Genomic DNA, 16384 nt, shown 5'->3' with positions numbered 1-16384 from the left:
TCTCGTCCCGCGGGAACAGGGCCTCGTAGCCGAGGTTCATCAGCGCCTTGTTGGAACGACTCGAGCATGGTGCTCGCGACCTTGCGCTTGAGCGGCTCGTCACCCCGGTAGTACTGCAGCACGATCTCGGCCTTCCGCTGCAGGTTCGCGTTCTCCTCGCTCCACCGGAACGCCTCGTCGATCTCCGGGGTGGAGATCAGCGTGGAGAAGATGGACGAGTAGCTCTTCGCGTGCACCGACTCCATGAACGCGATGTTCGTGTAGACGGCCTCCTCGTGCGGGGTCAGCGCATCGGGGATCAGGCTGACGGCGCCGACGGTGCCCTAGATGGTGTGCAGCAGCGTGAGGGCAGACTCCCACGCGGCATGCGTCATTGACCCCACAATCCGCATGCGCAAACGCGGGCCCTAGACTGCCTGTCGTGCGGCGGCATAGGCGACTAGACGGAGACACCGCGCCTGTGGACGCGCGTCAACACGGAATGGTTCGCGGTTGGCATCTTCTCCCGCTCTTCGCCATCCTGATTTGGTCTCTGCTGCCCGCAGGTTGGTCGATAACGTGGTTGACGCGCGAACATCCTTGGCCGCCGACGCTTGTGGTAGGTGCTGAGAATCTCGACCCGCGTACGACGAAGGTGACGATCGCGATCTCTGCGTCACCCTCTCGGGGCCGCACAGGGGATGGTATGGACGTAGTGGTTACGACGAGCGGGACGGTGCCGTCGACGCTTCCAACTCTTACGGTACGGGAGCCCCTTGGTCTTGCATTGACGGACTGCGAATCTACTGTGGGGGTACGGATTCCAGTGCGTCACCACGTAGCCGAAGAATCCGTCGGGGGGCCAGAAGGCGATGCTCTTGCGATATTCGGGCCCGGTGGCAGCGTGACGCAGCTTACGATTCCGGCCACCGTGGCCACTGAGGACGCTTCGAAGGTGTTCTCTGTGCATTGCACGAACGTCGTCCACTCACTTTGGAGCGATGTTCGAGACGGTCGGAGACTTGAACTCCCGATCGTCGACACAGTCGTTGCGGATACGGACAGCTCGGCCCACGAGCATCTATGCCTGCTGAGTATCCCCACGACGCGCTCAGCCGAAGTATTCATGGGCGACGACGGCGCCTATGTCCGCGGTACGACACAACCAAGCCCCGATCCGAACAATCGTGAATACGTCTACGAGGAAGATGTGGCCTTGCCCAGAGGCGTGGACTCCACGTGTGTATCGGAAGTCTCGGAGGGGTTCCAGGTCTGGGAGACCAGCAGCACGCAGCGCCTGAGAGATACTCGACTCGTGCTCGAAGGCGCGTCGCTCGCCTGGATTGCCGCAGCGCTTATCGCACTCTGGCGTTCTCCGAGAGGAGACGACCCCCCGGGTGAGCTATCCCTGGGACCGAAGCATCGCGCCAGGCGGCGGCAGGTGTAAGGCCTACTGCGCCCAGGAGCGGTAGCCGACCCGGGACGTTCGTTGTTGCGTTGGAGTGGCATGAGGGTCACCCCAGAACTCGGTACATCGAAGCGGAAGCGGACGTGGCACGTGCCGTTCTGTGGCGCCGAGCCGAGCCCCAGGGCCGCTCTGATAGGTCAGCAGCGTGACACCCGAGCCGGAAGGGTTGGCTGGCAAAACCGCCTCGTGCTCACCTTGCCTCGCTGGACGCCTGGCGACGTGGTGAACCGCCCCTGGGAGTCGCTTCGAGTTGCGCTACGCCCGCTGTACTGGCGTCGCGGCTGCGCGAAGAGTTCGACGAGGATCGCGTCCGGCTCGATGCGGAGTCCGCGGAGATTCCAGAGCAGGAGCCTTCCGGGCCGCACCGCGGCAGCACACGGTCGACAGCCAGCGCCCGTGTCGAGTCGCCCACTGCTGAGTTGCGTGGCAGTCAATCGCCCTTCGGAAACTGGACCCGAATCGACCTGATGTCGCGCTCGGAAAGGATGAGCAGTGCCACCGGGTCGCGCGTGCTTATTGCCGTGAAGGTGCCGTCGTCGGCGCGTTTGCGGCGAAGTGGCGGGCCGAGGGTGAGTCCAGGGTTGCTGTCCTCGGGGTCTGCGTCAAAGCTGGGCTGTTTTCCTAGCGCAGCACACGGGGATACCGCTCCGTCCTGGCCGCTCACCATCCTTGAGCGGGCCGGCCACCAGCACCTCACGCGCGGTACGAACGTCGATCGCTCGGTGCCGGTGAGCGTCGACGTTGCCCGCTGGGTGATCGACTTGTTGTACTCGGCCAAGAGGTTGGTGACGAAGTCTTGATGTGAGCGAGGGCCTCCGGCGTAGTGGAGATGTCTCGTCTTCACGATCCGGAGGCCCTCGTGGTTCACGCTAATGCGCGGCTGACGCCGCATGGCAGGTGGTTGCTCGTGCAGCGGGTGCGGGTGCAGGGGCGCCCGCTAGCGCATGTGGCTCGCGAGCTGGGTGTCTCGCGTCAGTGCGCGCACCGGTGGGTTGCGCGGTTCGATGCCGAGGGGCGCGCGGGCCTGGTCGATCGCTCCTGGCGTCCGCGCCGCTCGCCGCGCGCCAGCGACCCGCAGCGGGTCGCAGTGGTGCTATCGGCTCGGGCGCGCCTACGACGCGGACCGGACGAGCTGGCTCGCGTCACTGGCGTCCCGGCCCGCACGATCAGTCGGATCCTGCGTCGCGCCGCCGTCCCCTACCTGTGGCAGTGCGACCCGATCACCGGTGAGCTGATCCGGGCGTCGAAGACCACCGCGATCCGCTACGAGCACATGCGCCCGGGTGACCTGGTGCACGTGGACGAGAAGAAGAACGGCCGCATCCCCCCCCCCGGCGGCGGCTGGCGGTGGCACGGTCGATCGGCCGACGACACCGCCGCACACGAGAACGCCCGCATCGGATTCGACCACGTGCGCGCCGCGGTCGACGACTACTCCCGCGTCGCCTACGCCGAGGTCCTCCCCGACGAGAAGGGCACCACCTGCGCCGGGTTGATCGACCGGGCCCTGACCCACTTCGCCAACCTCGGCGCGTGGTGCGCGCGGTCATCACCGACAACCACTGGTCCTACGCCCACAGTCGCGACGTCGCCGACCCCCTCGCCGTGCACGACGCGGAGCGCCGGTTCATCAAGGCGAACCGTCCCTGGCAGAACGGCAAGGTCGAACGCTTCAACCGCACCCTGGCCAACGGAAGGGCCTACCGCCAACCCTGGCTCACCGACCGCACCGCCGCCTTCACCACCTGGCTGGCCCGGTACAACGCTGAGTGTCACCACCACGCCGTCGGCGCCGCCCCATCGCCCGAGTGTCACCAACGTGACGGCCGAGTACATCTAGATGCCCGCCGGACTTGCTGGACCTTGATCGCCTCACCGACAAAATGCAGCTGAGGCCGGATGCCCACAAGCCCCTGACTCGGTCCGGCATGGAACTACGAAAGCCTAGGGCGCAGCGGACGTCCGATCCGCAGAGACCCTAGGTTCACTGCCACCTCAGAGGCTCATCCCGGGCCTGTCAGGGTTCCAACTTCAGTCGCCGCTGTCACAGCCACAACTACGTGTGTCGCGGCGCAGGCAAGAACTGTCCGTCCTCATCGCGCTCGGGGCGCTTGCGGTGTCCGGGTCAGAACTCCCAGTCCTCGTCCTGCGTGTTCACGGCCTTGCCGATCACGTAGGACGAGCCCGAGCCGGAGAAGAAGTCGTGGTTCTCGTCGGCGTTCGGCGACAGGGCGGACAGGATCGACGGGTTGACGTCGGTCTCGTCCCGCGGGAACAGGGCCTCGTAACCGAGGTTCATCAGCGCCTTGTTGCCGTTGTACCGGAGGAACTTCTTGACGTCCTCGGTCAGGCCGAGCTCGTCGTACAGGTCCTGCGTGTACTCGACCTCGTTCTCGTACAGCTCGAAGAGCAGCTCGAACGTGTACTCCTTGAGGGCGGCCCGCTCGGCCTCGGTGACCTGCTCGAGGCCCTTCTGGTACTTGTAGCCGATGTAGTACCCGTGCACGGCCTCGTCGCGGATGATCAGGCGGATCAGATCGGCCGTGTTGGTCAGCTTGGCGCGCGACGCCCAGTACATCGGGGCGTAGAAGCCCGAGTAGAAGAGGAACGACTCGAGCATGGTGCTCGCGACCTTGCGCTTGAGCGGCTCGTCACCCCGGTAGTACTGCAGCACGATCTCCGCCTTGCGCTGCAGGTTGGCGTTCTCCTCGCTCCAGCGGAACGCCTCGTCGATCTCCGGGGTGGAGATCAGCGTGGAGAAGATGGACGAGTAGCTCTTCGCGTGCACCGACTCCATGAACGCGATGTTCGTGTAGACGGCCTCCTCGTGCGGGGTCAGCGCATCGGGGATCAGGCTGACGGCGCCGACCGTGCCCTGGATGGTGTCCAGCAGCGTCAGGCCGGTGAAGACGCGCGTCGTCATCGTCTTCTCGGCCTCGGTGAGCGTGGCCCAGCTCTGGATGTCGTTGGACACCGGGACCTTCTCCGGCAGCCAGAAGTTGCCGGTGAGGCGGTCCCAGACCTCGGCGTCCTTGTCGTCGACCAACCGGTTCCAGTTGATCGCGGACACGCGGTCGATGAGCTTGAGCTTCGGGGGGGTCATCGTGCTTCCTCGTCGTTCGTCGTCAGTTCCGTCACGGGTGCGTCACAGCATGCAGCTGACGCAGCCGTCCACTTCGGTGCCTTCGAGCGCCAGCTGGCGCAGGCGCACGTAGTAGATCGTCTTGATGCCCTTGCGCCAGGCGTAGATCTGGGCCTTGTTCAGGTCGCGCGTGGTGGCCGTGTCCTTGAAGAACAGCGTCAGCGACAGGCCCTGGTCCACGTGCTGGGTGGCCTCGGCGTAGGTGTCGATGATCTTCTCGGGGCCGATCTCGTACGCGTCCTGGTAGTACTCCAGGTTCTCGTTCGTCATGAACGGAGCCGGGTAGTAGACGCGGCCGATCTTGCCTTCCTTGCGGATCTCGATCTTGCTGGCGATCGGGTGGATCGAGCTGGTCGAGTGGTTGATGTAGCTGATCGAGCCGGTGGGCGGGACCGCCTGCAGGTTCTGGTTGTACAGGCCGTGCTCGGCGACCGAGGCGGCCAGCGCCCGCCAGTCGTCCTGCGTCGGGATGTGGATGCCGGCGTCGGCGAACAGCGCGGCGACCCGCTCGGTCCGCGGCGCCCACTCCGTCTCGACGTACTTGGTGAAGTACTCACCGGACGCGTACTTCGAGTCGGCGAAGCCCTCGAACGCGCTCCCCCGCTCGATCGCGAGCTGGTTCGACGCCCGGATCGCGTGGTAGGCGACCGTGTAGAAGTAGATGTTGGTGAAGTCGAGACCCTCGTCCGACCCGTAGAAGATCCGCTCGCGCGCCAGGTACCCGTGCAGGTTCATCTGGCCCAGGCCGATGGCGTGACCGCCCGCGTTGCCCTTCTTCACCGACGGGACCGACTCGATGTCCGTCTGGTCGGACACTGCGGTCAGCGCGCGGATCGCGGTCTCCACCGTCTTGCCGAAGTCGGGCGAGTCCATGGTCAGCGCGATGTTCAGCGAGCCCAGGTTGCAGGAGATGTCCTTGCCGACCGTCTTGTACGAGAGGTCCTCGTTGTACTCCGACGGCGTGGAGACCTGCAGGATCTCCGAGCAGAGGTTGGACATGGTGATCTTGCCCTTGATCGGGTTCGCCTTGTTCACCGTGTCCTCGAACACGATGTACGGGTAGCCCGACTCGAACTGGATCTCCGCGAGGCGCTGGAAGAACTCGCGGGCGCTGATCTTCGACTTGCGGATCCGCGCGTCGTCGACCATCTCGTGGTACTTCTCGGTCACGTTGATGTCCGCGAACGGCACGCCGTACACGCGCTCCACGTCGTACGGGGAGAACAGGTACATCGGCTCGTTCTTGCGGGCCAGCTCGAACGTGATGTCCGGGATGACCACGCCCAGGGACAGCGTCTTGATGCGGATCTTCTCGTCCGCGTTCTCCCGCTTGGTGTCGAGGAACCGGTAGATGTCCGGGTGGTGCGCGTGCAGGTACACCGCACCGGCGCCCTGACGGGCACCGAGCTGGTTGGCGTAGCTGAACGAGTCCTCGAGCAGCTTCATCACCGGGATGACGCCGGAGCTCTGGTTCTCGATGTGCTTGATGGGCGCACCGTGCTCGCGGATGTTGCTCAGCAGCAGCGCCACGCCGCCGCCGCGCTTGGACAGCTGCAGGGCGGAGTTGATGCCGCGCGCGATGGACTCCATGTTGTCCTCGATGCGCAGCAGGAAGCAGCTGACGGGCTCGCCGCGCTGCGCCTTGCCGAGGTTGAGGAACGTCGGCGTCGCCGGCTGGAACCGGCCCGACACCATCTCGTCGACCAGGGACACCGCGAAGTCGGTGTCGCCGTCCGCCAGGGCGAGGGCGACCATGCAGACGCGGTCCTCGAACCGCTCGAGGTAGCGCTTCCCGTCGAAGGTCTTCAGCGTGTAGCTCGTGTAGTACTTGAACGCGCCGAGGAACGTCGAGAACCGGAACTTCTTGGAGTAGGCGTACTCGAACAGCGTCTTGAGGAAGGCGCGGTCGTACTTCGCCAGCACCGCCGGGTCGTAGTACTTGTTCTCGACGAGGTAGTCGAGCTTCTCGTCCAGGTCGTGGAAGAACACCGTGTTCTGGTTGACGTGCTGCAGGAAGTACTCCCGCGCCGCTTCACGGTCCTTGTCGAACTGGATCTTCCCGTCCGCGTCGTACAGGTTGAGCATCGCGTTCAGGGCGTGGTAGTCCAGCCCCGTCGCGCTCACGCGGGAATCTGTCGCCGTCGCTGCCAAAACCGCCCCAATCCTTCGCGGACGCGAGTCACGTCCTCTGCTGTTCCCATGAGCTCGAACCCGTACAGGTAGGGGACGTCGCACTTCGCTGCGACGACCTTCCCCGCCTTGCAGTAGGCCGAGCCGAAGTTCGTGTTGCCGGCCGCGATCACGCCGCGGATCAGCGCACGGTTGCCCTCGTCGTTGAGGAACTTGACCACCTGGCGGGGCACCGCCCCGCCCTCGTTGCCGCCCCCGTAGGTGGGGACGACGAGCACGTAGGGCTCCTGCACGTGCAGGAACCCGTCGGTGGGCCGCAGCGGGATGCGCTCCGCCGCGAGACCCACCTTGTCGACGAACCGACGGGTGTTCTCGGAGACCGACGAGAAGTACACCAACGAGCCCACGGCGCACCCCCTCCCCGGTTCCGACCTGCGGTCGCGCCGCCGCCGGGGGCAGAGATGCCCGGCGGTCTAGTTGTGATCAGCGCGTCCCCGGATCTGCGGGGACGGTGCCCTCCGGGCCGGCACGGTGCTGTCCAGCGCCGGCCCGGGGCGTCCGTCGGACGAGCGCTCCGGCTCGGGGCCGGCGCTCGCCGAGCCTCGTCAGGCGACCGCGGTCGCCATGCGCTCTGCGAGCGCCTTGATGCGGTCCGGGCGGTAGCCCGACCAGTGCTCGCCGCCGGCCATGACGACGGGGGCCTGCAGGTGACCGAGGGACATCACGTAGTCGCGGGCGTCCGCGTCCTCGCTGATGTCGACCACCGTGTACTCGTAGCCGAGCTTGTCCAGGGCGCGGTAGGTGGCGCTGCACTGCACGCACGACGGCTTGCTGTAGACCGTGATCGTCATCCGTGGCTCCCCAGTGATCCTGCTGCTCTGCTGCGTCTCGTCGCTCCCGGCAGGTGCCGCCAGGAGCCCCGACGTCGGTGGGCGACCCGCTGGAGCGGTGCGCCGTGCGTCGGATCTCGACACTACACCTAGTGGTCGGGCTTGCCACCAGCCACAAGGGCTTGTGTTACACGTGTGTTGTTTTTCACCCTGTGCATGGTGAGGCAATCCTACGGACGGGCACTGACACGGGCCCCTGGCCAGGGCGTTCGCGGCGAACGGGGGACGGCCGCGAGGCGCCGTCCCCAGGGCGTCGGCGCGTCGTCCACACGCCGTCCACAGCCGCCCCCGTAGGGCCGCGCAGCCGCCCACACGCCGTCCACAGGGCTCGACACCGAGACCGGCGGGCACCATCCCGGGCAACCCACGCGACGGTGCCGGATTCACCCGTTGGCCCGCGGGTCAGGCGATGCGCAGGTGCCCCGCGGCGGCCGGCTGGGCGTGCTGGGCCGGCGACTCACCCTCGCGTGCGGCCCGGGCCGCCTCGAGCACGTCCGTGATCTGGTCGCCGATCAGCTCGTGCCGCTCCAGAAGCGCGTCGCGCAGCGCCTCGACCAGGTCGCGGTTGCCGGCCAGCAGGCGGCGGACCGCGCTGCGGGCCTCGTCGAGCACCTCCTCGAGCCGGTCGCGGGCGCGGGCGTCGGCCAGCACCGCCTCGACCACGTCCTTGCCGGTGGCGGCCAGCGACACGAGCGACCCCGTCATGCCCGCCGCGCCGACCATCTGCGCGGCGGTGCGCGTCGCGGCCGCCAGGTCGGAGGCCGGCCCGGTGGTGGTGCCGCCGAAGAACAGCTCCTCGGCCACCCAGCCGCCCATCGCGATCTGCACCAGGGCGGACAGGTCGTCGTGCGACTGCGTGTACACCTCCTCGCAGTCGTCGTGCGCCAGCATGCCGAGCGCGGCGCCGCGCTTGACGATGGTCAGCACCTCGAGGTTGCGGCGGGGCGCCACCAGCCAGGCGGTGACGGCGTGCCCCGCCTCGTGGGTGGCGATCAGCTGCTGCTCGGCCGGTGTGTAGGTCACCGGGTGGCCGATGCCGACCAGCTCGGTGATCCGGGCGTGCTCGACGTCGGCGAAGCTCATCGCCTCGGCGCCGCGGCGCAGGGCGTTGACCAGGGCCTCGTCCAGAAGGTGCTCCACCATCACCGGGGTCCAGCCGTTGGTGGCCGCCGCGACGCGGTCGCGCAGCGTCGCGTCGTCCAGCTCGGGCTCGTGCGCCCGGCGGGCGAGGAAGTGGTCGACGAGGGCGCGGCGACCGTGCGCGTCCGGCGTCGGGAAGGTCAGCCGGCGGTCGAAGCGACCGGGGCGCAGCAGGGCCGGGTCGAGGGAGTCGGCGCGGTTGGTCGCGGCGATCAGCAGCACGGGCGCTCGACGAGGCCGACGACGACGCAGCCGCCGGTCCGACGGCAGCAGCAGGTTGACCGCGTCGAGCAGCCGACCCATCAGGCGCTCGCCGCCCACCGGCTCGTCGAACGACTGCATCTGCACCAGCAGCTCGTTGACCACGCCGCCGGTGCCCTCGCTGATGATCGCGTGGCGGACGGTGCCGCCTGCTCCGGGCAGCGTGCCCGACTGCTCCGTCGCCACCGAGCCGAACAGGCCGCCGCGGCGCATCGCGATCGCGTCGATCTCCTCGATGAACCCGATCGCACCGCCCTCGGTGCGGGCCGCCTTGCGCAGCGCCCGGAAGTACGAGCGGATCTTGCGCGCCGTCGCCCCGTAGTACATCGACTGGAAGCTGGTCGCGGACACGAACAGGAACGGCACGCCCGCCTCGGCGGCCATCGCCTTGGCCGTCATGGTCTTGCCGGTGCCGGGCGGCCCTTCGAACAGCAGCCCGCGCCGCGGCGTGCCACCCATCTGGTCGGCGAACCGGCGGTGCGTCCAGAACAGGTCGATGGACCGGCGCACGTCCTCGATGATCGGGTCGATGCCGATCACGTCGTCCAGCGTCACGTCCACCTGCTCCGGCCGGTAGACGACGTGCGGCGACCGGCTGGCGCCCACCTGCGTGCCGACCAGCATGAGGATCAGCGCCACGAAGAAGAGGACGGGCACCATCACCAGCGGGTCGAGGTGCGGCAGCGGCAGCACGGGGGCGCCGGCCAGCGACCGGAGCACCACCCAGAGCTCCACGGCGGCCAGCGCGACGGTCAGCCTCAGCAGCCGCCGGCGTCGCATGCGCTCCCGGTCCAGCGCGACGTCGTGCAGCGCGGGCCGACGGGGCACCGGCGCGGGCTCGGCCTCTGAGGCGGTCTCGGGCACGGTCTCGGGCGCGATGTCGGTCACGGTGGGCCCTTTCCTCGAGCCGCACCTCGATGGGCGTGCGACGACGACGGGGTGGCGAACCACCATCGTCGAACGGGTCCAGGAATCCGACAACTCGGACACATGATCGGCTCGGGGCGCTAGCGCACCGGGGTCCTCGCGGCACTCCCGGTCGGGCTCGCCTGGGTGGCCGCATCGGGTACCGACCCGGGGAGGGCCAGCGCCAGCAGGACGCCGGCGGCGGTGAACACGAGCGTCCAGCGGAAGGCGTCCTGGAACGCGCCCGCCAGCTGGGTGGCAGAGCCGGCCACCGCGATCGTCGACGTCAGCACCAGGGCGAGCAGAGCGGTGCCGAACGAGCTGCCCACCTGCTGGGCGATGCGCGTGATGATGCTGGCGTCCGGCACCTGCGACCGCTGCAGCCCCCGGTATCCCAGGGCCATCAGCGGCATGGTGACGATGCCGAGCCCGACCCCGCGCACCAGGAGCGCCACCACGATCAGCGCGTCGCTGGTGTGCCGGTCAGCGAACGCGAACGGAGCCGTGCCGACCGCGACCACGGCGAACCCGGTGGCGACCAGCCAGCGGGCGCCGACGGTGTCCGAGAGGCGTCCGGCCTGCGACCGGCTGACGAAGGTACCGAGGCCCTGCGGGATCAGCAGGAGCCCGGCCTGGAGGGCCGTGGTGCCGCGCTCCTGCTGGAAGTACAAAGGCAGCAGGAGCATCGCGCCGTACAGGGTGACGCCGGACAGGAACAGCAGCAGGGACGACGACGCGAGCGGCCAGTGCCGCAGCAGCATCACGTCGACCAGCGCGCGCCCGGGCCGGCGCAGCGCCCAGGCGACGAAACAGCCGAGCAGCACGATCCCCGTGACCAGCGGGGTGAGGGCGTCCTCGCGTGCGAAGCCATCTGCCTTGCCGGCGTTCGACAGCCCCCACAGCACGGCCACGAGCCCGGGGGCCATCAGGGCGAGCCCGACGACGTCCAGCGGCGCCCGCCGTGCCGGGCCGTCTGCCGGAAGGGCGGCCGACGCCAGGACCAGCCCGGCGACGCAGAAGGGGACGTTGACCCAGAACATCCACGACCAGTGCAGGTGCTGCAGGATCAGGCCGCCGACCACCGGTCCGAGGATCGGGCCGAGCACGGCCGGCAGGCTGACGACGGACATCACGCGCCCAAGGGCCCGGCCACCGGACGCCTGGATCACCAGCGTCGACATCAGGGGCATGAGGAACCCGCCAGCCACGCCCTGCACCACGCGGAACGCGATGAGGCTGGCCGCGCTCCAGGCGAGGCTGGCCAGCACGGAGCCCACGAGGAACAGGGCGAGCGCCGCCATCCACAGCCGCTTGCTGCCGAGGCTGCGCTGCGCCCAGCCCGCGATCGGGATGGTCATCGCCATGGCGAGCAGGTAGCCGGTGCTGACCCACTGGATGGTCGCCACCGAGGTGTGCAGGTCGGTAGCCAGGGTGTGCAGCGCGACGGCGACGATCGTGGTGTCGAACAGCACGGCCATCCCGCCCACCAGCACCGCCCAGACGATGCGCCAGACCTGCGGGTCCGGCCCCTCGTCCACGAGCGGCACGGGTGCTGCGACGACGTCACCGGTCGAGGTCATCGGGACTCCTGAGAGACGTTCTGTATCTTACGACTCGTGCAGCGTAGGACTCTCAATTAGGAAACGCAATGTCTCTTACAGCAGACGGACCCGGGCGGCGCCGGCGTGGCGCCACGCTCGAGAAGGCGCTTCTCGACGCGACCTGGGAGGAGCTGGTCGAGAAGGGGTACGACGGCCTGACGATCGAGTCGGTCGCCGAGCGCGCCCAGACCGCCCGCGCGGTGATCTACCGCCGCTGGCCGGGCAAGCCGGAGCTGGTGCGCGCCGCCATCGCCCACGCCGGGCTCAACGAGACCGTGCCGGTGCCGGACACCGGCAGCCTGCGGGGCGACCTCATCGAGGCGCTGCGGAGCGCGTCCCGGCGGCGGGCCCCGATGCTGGCGCTGTTCCTCAGCGCCCGCATCGCGGGCTTCTACGAGGACACCGGGACCACGTTGGCGGACCTGCGCGGGGAGTTCCTCGCGGGCCGGGTCAGCCTCGTCGACAGCATCCTCGACCGCGCCGTGGAACGCGGCGAGGCCGACCCGGCCCGGCTCACGCCCCGGGTGCGGTCGCTCGCCTTCGACCTGATGCGCCACGAGCTGCTGCTCACGCACCGGGCGGTCCCCGACGACGTCATCGTCTCCATCGTGGACGAGGTGGTGCTCCCCCTCGTCGTCGCGCGCTGAGGCCATGGCGCCGACCCGGCTGCGGCGCGCCGACGTGCCCTAGCTGCGGCGGGCGCTCGGGCCGGCGAGGAGCTGGCGCGGGACCCAGCGGGGGGTGCGGCGCTGCTCGGCCTCGCCCGTGAACGGCGGGCGGCGGTCGGCGACGACGTTGCCGGTGGGGTCGGCGGTGAAGATGCGGCGGCCCGGGTTCAGCAGGGTGCGGAGGAACTCGACCTGCCGCCGCGCGGCCTCCAGCTCCTCCTCGAGCTCGAGGATGCGCTTGATGCCGGCCAGGTTGACGCCCTCGTCGTGCGAGAGCCGTTGCACCTCGCGGAGCATCGTGATGTCACGGCGGGAGTAGCGCCGGCCGCGGCCCGTGGTGCGGCCAGGCTGGACCAGGCCTAGGCGGTCGTACTGGCGCAGGGTCTGGGGGTGCATGCCGGCCAGCCGCGCCGCGACGGAGATGACGAACACCTTGGCGTCGTCGTCCACACCCCTCACCTCCCCTACGTCCTACCTGGTCACGTACGCGCCTGGGCCATCAGGTCGGCCCGCACGTCCTGGTCCGCGGTCGCCTTGGCGAAGGCCTCGACGGCCTCCTTCGCGGCACCGGACAGCCGCTGCGGCACCGCCACCTGCACGGTCACCAGCAGGTCGCCGGTCGCCTTGGCGGTGTGGATGCCCTTGCCCTTGACGCGCAGGGTGCGGCCCGACGGCGTGCCGGCGGGGACCTTGACCCGCACGGTGGAGCCGTCCAGCGTCGGCACGTCGACGGTCGCGCCCAGCGCGGCCTCGTCGAAGGTGACCGGGACCGTGACACGCAGGTTGTCGCCCTCCGCGGAGAACACCGGGTGCGGCGTGACGGAGACGGTGATGACCAGGTCGCCCGGCTCGGCGCCGCGCTCCCCTGGCCGGCCCTTGCCGCGCAGCCGGATCTTCTGACCGTCACGAACCCCGGCCGGGATGCGCGCCGTGACGGTGCGCCCCTCGACGGACAGAGACACGGTCGACCCCTCGGCCGCCGTGCGGAACGGCAGCGTGGTGGTGGCCGTCAGGTCGATGCCGGGCTGCGGACCGCGCTGCTGCGTGAACCCGCCACCACCGCCGCCGAAGAGCCCGCCGAGGATGTCCTCGAACCCGCCACCGCCGCCGGTGGAGTACCGGACCCGGGTGCCGCCCTGGCCGCCGGCACCGAACATGCCGCCGAACAGGTCCTCGAACCCGGCGGCCCCGCCCCGGCCCCCGCCGGGCGCGGTGAACCGGGCACCGCCGGCCATCGCGCGCAGCTGGTCGTACTGCTGACGCTGCTCGGTGTCCGAGAGGACGGCGTACGCCTCGCCGATGTCCTTGAACTTGGCCTCGGCGGTGGCGTCCCCCGGGTTGTGGTCCGGGTGCAGCTGCCGCGCGAGCTTGCGGAAGGCCTTCTTGATGGTCGCGGCGTCGGCGTCCTTGGGGACACCGAGCACGGCGTAGAAGTCCTTCTCGAGCCAGTCCTGGCCGGTCACGGTGCCTCCCTCCTCGTCGTCGTCGCGCCTGCGTGCATCGTGGTGCGCAGCAGGATTGTCAGGCCTCCGGCTCCACCACGGCCACGCGCGCCGCGCGCAGCACCCGATCGGCCGTGCGGTACCCCGGCTGGAGCACCATCTGCACGGTCGGCGCGGACACCTCGTCCGAGTGCGCGTGCATCAGCGCCTCGTGGACGTTCGGGTCGAACGTCTCGCCGGCCTCGCCGTACCGCTCGATGCCGAACCTCTGCAGGGTCGACTCGAGCTTCTCGGCGATCGAGGCGAACGGGCCGGTGAGGTCACCGTGCTGGCGGGCCAGCTCGACGTCGTCCAGCACGGGGATCAGCGCCTCGGCGAGCGCCGCGACGCCCTGCCCGTGGGCGGCCAGCACCTCGGCCCTGGACCGCTTGACGTAGGCGGAGTACCGCTGGTCGAGGTTGTAGTAGTCGGCCTGGGTGCGCTGCAGCTCGTCGAGCCGCTCGGCGGCCAGCCGCTCGGCCTCCTCGAGCGTCTCCGCGGCGAGCTGGTGGTCGGCGTCGGCGACCGCCTGGGCGGCGGCGTCGAGCACGGCCTCGTCGGGCGTCTTGCCGGCGTCGGCCGCGGACGCGCCGGGCTGGCGCACCTCGAACGTCTCCGGGTCGATCCGGCGCTTGTCGGTGAACCGGGGGGCGCCCTCGTCGGGGCCGGGCGTGCCCGACCCCGACGAAGCGCCGGTCCCGTCGTGGGGAGCCATCACTTGGTGGTGTCCTCGTCGTCCACGATCTCGGCGTCGACCACGTCCTCGTCGGACGCCGCGGAACCGGAGGAACCGGTGCCCGCGCCGGCGCCCGGAGCGGCGGACTCGGCCGCGCCCTGGTTGGCGTAGACCGCCTCGCCGATCTTCTGGCCGGCGGCCAGCAGCGCGGAGTGGGCCGTCTTCACGGCGTCGAGGTCGGAGCCCTCGAGAGCGGTGCGGACGTCGGCCACCGCCTTCTCCACCTCGGACTTCACGTCGTCGGACAGCTTGTCCGCGTTGTCCTTGAGCAGCTTCTCCGTGGAGTAGGCCAGCTGCTCGGCGGAGTTGCGGGTCTCGGCCTCCTCGCGGCGCTTCTTGTCCTCGGCGGCGTGCGCCTCGGCGTCCTTGACCATGCGGTCGATGTCCTCCTTGGGGAGGGCGGAGCCGCCGGTGATCGTCATCGACTGCTCCTTGCCCGTGCCGCGGTCCTTGGCGGACACGTGCACGATGCCGTTCGCGTCGATGTCGAAGGTCACCTCGATCTGCGGGATGCCGCGCGGGGCCGGCGCGATGCCGGTCAGCTCGAAGGTGCCCAGCGGCTTGTTGTCCCGGGCGAACTCGCGCTCGCCCTGGAACACCTGGATCAGCACCGACGGCTGGTTGTCCTCCGCCGTGGAGAAGATCTCGGACCGCTTGGTGGGGATGGCCGTGTTGCGCTCGATCAGCTTGGTCATCACCCCGCCCTTGGTCTCGATGCCGAGGGACAGCGGCGTGACGTCGATCAGCAGGACGTCCTTGCGGTCGCCCTTGATGACACCGGCCTGCAGCGCGGCGCCGACGGCCACGACCTCGTCCGGGTTGACGCCCTTGTTGGGCTCCTTGCCGCCGGTGAGCTCGGTGACCACCTCGGTCACCGCGGGCATGCGGGTGGACCCGCCGACCAGCACCACGTGGTCGATGTCGCCCACCTTGATGCCGGCGTCGCGGATGACGTCGTTGAACGGCTTGCGGGTGCGGTCCAGCAGGTCCTGCGTCATCTGCTGGAACTGCGCGCGGGTCAGCTTGGTGTCCAGGTGCACCGGGCCGTTCTCGCTCATGGACAGGTACTGCAGCGAGATGTTGGTGCTGGTCGCGGACGACAGCTCCTTCTTGGCCTGCTCGGAGGCCTCGCGGAGGCGCTGCAGCGCGATCTTGTCCTTGGACAGGTCGACGCCGGTGGTGTTCTTCACCTCGGTGACCAGGTGCTGCACGATCCGGTTGTCCCAGTCGTCGCCGCCGAGGTGGTTGTCACCGGAGGTGGCGCGCACCTCGATGGTGGAGAAGCCGTCGTCGTCCTTGCCGACCTCCAGCAGGGACACGTCGAACGTGCCACCGCCCAGGTCGAAGACGAGGATCAGCTCGTCCTCCTTGCCGCGCTCGAGGCCGTAGGCCAGGGCGGCCGCGGTGGGCTCGTTGATGATGCGCAGCACGTTGAGGCCGGCGATGGTGCCGGCGTCCTTGGTGGCCTGGCGCTGGGCGTCGTTGAAGTACGCCGGGACGGTGATCACCGCGTCGGTCACCGGCTCGCCCAGGTACGCCTCGGCGTCGCGCTTCAGCTTGCCGAGCACGCGGGCGCTGATCTCCTGCGGCGTGTACTTCTTGTCGTCGATCGACACGCTCCAGTCGGTGCCCATGTGGCGCTTGACGGAGGTGATGGTGCGGTCGACGTTGGTGACGGCCTGGCGCTTGGCGATCTCGCCCACCAGCACCTCACCGGTCTTGGAGAACGCCACGACGGACGGCGTCGTGCGCGACCCCTCCGCGTTGGCGATGACCGTGGGCTCGCCGCCTTCCAGCGTCGCGACCACCGAGTTGGTGGTGCCGAGGTCGATGCCGACTGCTCGTGCCATGTCTGTGTGCCTTCCTTGCCTTGCCGGATGCTGCCGGGATGCCGTGATGGAGCCGAAGTCTTGAGTCGAACCGGCTCAAGTCTGCGGCGGCCGCTCTCGTCGTGCAAGCCCGACCGGGTCAACTTGAGTCTG

At 69.3% G+C, this 16384-nt stretch carries 11 protein-coding genes and 2 pseudogenes; 2 read left to right on the top strand and 11 right to left on the bottom strand.

What is annotated here, in order from left to right:
* A pseudogene (locus N0B34_RS14180) lies at positions 1-353 on the bottom strand (ribonucleotide-diphosphate reductase subunit beta); the annotation flags it as partial.
* Between the two features lie 1953 nt (positions 354-2306).
* Here N0B34_RS14180 and N0B34_RS14175 point away from each other — a divergent pair.
* Positions 2307-3270: pseudogene (locus N0B34_RS14175) on the top strand (leucine zipper domain-containing protein).
* Positions 3271-3572: 302 nt separating this feature from the next.
* On the opposite strand, the gene nrdF reads toward N0B34_RS14175, so the two are convergent.
* The 6 genes from nrdF to N0B34_RS14145 form a co-directional block, all read right to left on the bottom strand.
* The gene (gene nrdF, locus N0B34_RS14170; RefSeq protein ID WP_263732058.1) at positions 3573-4550 is read right to left on the bottom strand and encodes a class 1b ribonucleoside-diphosphate reductase subunit beta; all 978 of its coding nucleotides are present in this window, start codon (positions 4548-4550) and stop codon (positions 3573-3575) included.
* A 42-nt stretch (positions 4551-4592) separates the two neighbouring features.
* Complete coding sequence (gene nrdE / locus N0B34_RS14165) at positions 4593-6740, bottom strand: class 1b ribonucleoside-diphosphate reductase subunit alpha (protein WP_263732057.1); 2148 nt, start codon at positions 6738-6740, stop codon at positions 4593-4595.
* On the bottom strand, positions 6710-7126 hold the full coding sequence (gene nrdI / locus N0B34_RS14160; RefSeq protein WP_263732056.1) for a class Ib ribonucleoside-diphosphate reductase assembly flavoprotein NrdI: 417 nt from the start codon (positions 7124-7126) through the stop codon (positions 6710-6712). The genes nrdE and nrdI overlap by 31 nt, the downstream gene beginning before the upstream one ends.
* A 198-nt stretch (positions 7127-7324) precedes the next feature.
* The gene (gene nrdH, locus N0B34_RS14155; protein ID WP_263732055.1) at positions 7325-7570 is read right to left on the bottom strand and encodes a glutaredoxin-like protein NrdH; all 246 of its coding nucleotides are present in this window, start codon (positions 7568-7570) and stop codon (positions 7325-7327) included.
* A 441-nt stretch (positions 7571-8011) separates the two neighbouring features.
* Complete coding sequence (locus tag N0B34_RS14150; RefSeq protein WP_263732054.1) at positions 8012-9898, bottom strand: AAA family ATPase; 1887 nt, start codon at positions 9896-9898, stop codon at positions 8012-8014.
* Positions 9899-10017: 119 nt separating this feature from the next.
* The gene (locus N0B34_RS14145) at positions 10018-11496 is read right to left on the bottom strand and encodes an MDR family MFS transporter (protein WP_263732053.1); all 1479 of its coding nucleotides are present in this window, start codon (positions 11494-11496) and stop codon (positions 10018-10020) included.
* 68 nt (positions 11497-11564) lie between these two features.
* Between N0B34_RS14145 and N0B34_RS14140 the strand changes: the two genes are divergently transcribed.
* Positions 11565-12164: a TetR/AcrR family transcriptional regulator gene (locus N0B34_RS14140; protein ID WP_263732052.1), complete on the top strand. Its 600-nt coding sequence runs from the start codon at positions 11565-11567 to the stop codon at positions 12162-12164.
* A 39-nt stretch (positions 12165-12203) separates the two neighbouring features.
* On the opposite strand, the gene N0B34_RS14135 is transcribed toward N0B34_RS14140, so the two are convergent.
* Genes N0B34_RS14135 through dnaK form a run of 4 tightly spaced genes read right to left on the bottom strand, consistent with a single transcriptional unit; the run spans position 12204 to position 16252 of the window.
* Complete coding sequence (locus N0B34_RS14135) at positions 12204-12635, bottom strand: heat shock protein transcriptional repressor HspR (RefSeq protein WP_263732051.1); 432 nt, start codon at positions 12633-12635, stop codon at positions 12204-12206.
* A 29-nt stretch (positions 12636-12664) separates the two neighbouring features.
* Positions 12665-13648, bottom strand: coding sequence for a DnaJ C-terminal domain-containing protein (locus N0B34_RS14130; RefSeq protein ID WP_263732050.1), 984 nt, complete (start codon positions 13646-13648; stop codon positions 12665-12667).
* 58 nt (positions 13649-13706) lie between these two features.
* On the bottom strand, positions 13707-14381 hold the full coding sequence (locus N0B34_RS14125; RefSeq protein ID WP_263732049.1) for a nucleotide exchange factor GrpE: 675 nt from the start codon (positions 14379-14381) through the stop codon (positions 13707-13709).
* The gene (gene dnaK, locus N0B34_RS14120) at positions 14381-16252 is read right to left on the bottom strand and encodes a molecular chaperone DnaK (protein WP_263732048.1); all 1872 of its coding nucleotides are present in this window, start codon (positions 16250-16252) and stop codon (positions 14381-14383) included. The genes N0B34_RS14125 and dnaK overlap by 1 nt, the downstream gene beginning before the upstream one ends.
* Positions 16253-16384 lie beyond the last annotated feature (132 nt).

This window comes from Cellulomonas sp. SG140 (assembly GCF_025770785.1).
Lineage (GTDB): Bacteria > Actinomycetota > Actinomycetes > Actinomycetales > Cellulomonadaceae > Cellulomonas.
The sequence above is the reverse complement of the archived record's forward strand: the minus strand, read 5'-3'. Positions and strand labels throughout refer to the sequence as shown.

What these genes read in the sequence shown, in the direction of transcription:
- nrdF (WP_263732058.1), bottom strand. Translation starts at nt 4,550, where the DNA reads ATGACCCCCCCGAAGCTCAAGCTCATCGACCGCGTGTCCGCGATCAAC.
- nrdH (WP_263732055.1), bottom strand. Translation starts at nt 7,570, where the DNA reads ATGACGATCACGGTCTACAGCAAGCCGTCGTGCGTGCAGTGCAGCGCC.
- N0B34_RS14145 (WP_263732053.1), bottom strand. Translation starts at nt 11,496, where the DNA reads ATGACCTCGACCGGTGACGTCGTCGCAGCACCCGTGCCGCTCGTGGAC.
- N0B34_RS14140 (WP_263732052.1), top strand. Translation starts at nt 11,565, where the DNA reads ATGTCTCTTACAGCAGACGGACCCGGGCGGCGCCGGCGTGGCGCCACG.
- N0B34_RS14125 (WP_263732049.1), bottom strand. Translation starts at nt 14,381, where the DNA reads ATGGCTCCCCACGACGGGACCGGCGCTTCGTCGGGGTCGGGCACGCCC.
- dnaK (WP_263732048.1), bottom strand. Translation starts at nt 16,252, where the DNA reads ATGGCACGAGCAGTCGGCATCGACCTCGGCACCACCAACTCGGTGGTC.